This is a genomic window from Halanaerobium sp., from assembly GCF_003070835.1.
The window spans coordinates 1-2,242 of sequence record NZ_QBLR01000426.1; the positions used below are offsets into that span (position 1 = coordinate 1).

Sequence of the window (2,242 nt, forward strand, 5' to 3'; positions counted from 1 at the left end):
TTGAAGAATATTTCAGATTCAAAAAACAGCAGTTTGATTTAGAAAATATTAGGGTGAGATCTTTAAATAGTATCAGAACAATGGATTTGATTTTAACAAATTTAATCGGTTTTATCGCCATGCTTTCAGAAAAAAGAAATACTACTAAATTGAGTTTATGGATATCAAAGCTAGCTAAAAGAATATATGATATTCCCAACTTTGATTATTACGCTATAGCAGATGGTATATTTGAGATTTTAAAAAAGAGCCGCACAGGAATAAAAAGTTTTTTGAATTCAAATATCAAATTTAAAAGATCACAACAGCCTAACCTGTTCAGTTTGCAGCTATGTTAAGGATATCAAAAGGTTATTAATTGCGATTTTGGGGAAACTCTATTTCCTTGCCTATTGACAAATATTATACATAAATTTTTTCAGGAATTATAATTTTTTTGCCATTATGTTCTTTTAAACTAACTTCGACTCCATAAACTGAATTAATATTGGAAGCTGATAAAGTATGACCTGTACCATCAGAATAAATACAACCATCTTTGAGCATGATAATTCGATCACTGAAGCGGCTAACAAGAGATAAATCATGCATTGTAACAATCACTGTTTTCCCGGTACTTACTTCGTTTTCTATCATCTCAAAAATTTCAAGCTGGTGTTTTAAATCCAAATTATTTGTTGGTTCATCTAAAAGAATAATTTCTGCTGCTTGAGCTACTGCTCTTGCTATAAATACCTTCTGCTGTTGTCCACCACTTAAATTATTAATATCTTTAAAAGCAATTTTATCTAGTTTCATTTCACAAATAACCTTTGCTGTTATATCTTTATCCTTTTGAGTTGCTTTCCAACCACTATGAGCTTTTCTTCCCATTAAGATTGTTTCAAAAACATTAAGATTAAATTTTGTTTCTGAAGCTTGAGGTACATAAGCTATAATTTTAGCCAACTCTTTTTTAGTGAAGTCTTTTATATTCTTATTTTTAATTTTTATAATTCCTTGATTAGGTACTAAATAATTATTAATACATTTCAAAAGAGTACTTTTACCAGAACCATTAGGTCCAATAAGTGTTATTAATTTTCCTTTTTCCGCTTCTAAATTAATATTTTTTAAAACTCTTTCTTTATTATAGGCAAAATTTAAAGCTTCAATTTTTAATATCACCAGATCTGCCTCCCTTTAACTATCAAATAGATAAATAATGGTGCCCCCAAAAATGCAGTTAAAACTCCTACAGGTAAAACGACCGGTCTAAATAATGTTCTGGCTAAATTATCTGCAATAATCAAAAGCAGTCCCCCCGCTAGTGCCGAATTAAAAAAGAGCTGTCTCTGGTTTCCAGCTGCAATTTTTTTAATAATATGAGGAGTAACAAGACCAATAAAACCAATTACTCCGACAAAAGAGATAATAACTGCTGTTAAAATAGAAGCTGCAGTCATTGCAAATAACCTTAATCTTTTAGAATCAACTCCCAGGCTTGCTGCCAGTTCATCACCAGAATTTAAGATTCCATAGCTCCATCCCTGATAGATAAAATAAACTAGACTAATTAAAAGTACAGTTAAAATTATAAAAAATTGATTCCAATTTGTTCTCCCTGGATCACCAAAAGTCCAATAAATCACTGAAGCAAGCTCTAAATCATCTGCGAAGAATTCTAAAGCTGTAGTCCCAGCTGTAAATAAGGAAGAAAGAGCAATACCTGCTAAAACAATGCTTTCTCTGCTAGCTTGCTGTTTAACACTGATTAGTAAAACAATAATAACTGCCAACTGTGAAAAAATAAATGCTGAAACTGAAGGTAAATAAAATCCATCTAAAAATGATAACAAGGGGAAATTGCTAAAGTCAACAACTACGATAGCGAAAGCTGCTCCAAAAGCTGCAGCATGAGATATTCCTAGAGTAAAAGGTGAAGCAAGAGGATTCTTTAAGATACTCTGCATAACTACTCCAGCCAGAGATAAACCCATACCTGCAGTCAAAGCTGTTAAAATTGCAGGCAGCCTAATATTCCAGATGATATTATAAATCATTCCTCTCTCACCTTCAAAAATAACTCTTACTAAATCACTAAAATCTAGCTCAGCAGCTCCTACAAATAAAGAATAAATCGAGGCTAAAATAATTAGTAATATTAATCCCAGACTGAGGAAAATGATCTTATTTGAATTCTTTTTCTCTTCTTTTATTATTTTTTTTTCTATACTTAATTCATTAGTTTCCATTATTTTAC

Annotated in this window: 2 protein-coding genes and 1 pseudogene; 1 reads left to right on the forward strand and 2 read right to left on the reverse strand. The window is 31.0% G+C overall.

What is annotated here, in order from left to right:
* Nucleotides 1–338: pseudogene (locus CI949_RS19995) on the forward strand (transposase); the annotation flags it as partial.
* Between the two features lie 64 nt (nt 339–402).
* On the opposite strand, the gene CI949_RS20000 reads toward CI949_RS19995, so the two are convergent.
* Both CI949_RS20000 and CI949_RS20005 read right to left on the reverse strand, forming a co-directional pair.
* Nucleotides 403–1,167: an ABC transporter ATP-binding protein gene (locus CI949_RS20000; protein WP_290769724.1), complete on the reverse strand. Its 765-nt coding sequence runs from the start codon at nt 1,165–1,167 to the stop codon at nt 403–405.
* On the reverse strand, nt 1,164–2,242 hold a 1,079-nt coding region (locus tag CI949_RS20005), incomplete at its 5' end, for an iron ABC transporter permease (protein ID WP_365942038.1). The genes CI949_RS20000 and CI949_RS20005, both read right to left, overlap by 4 nt.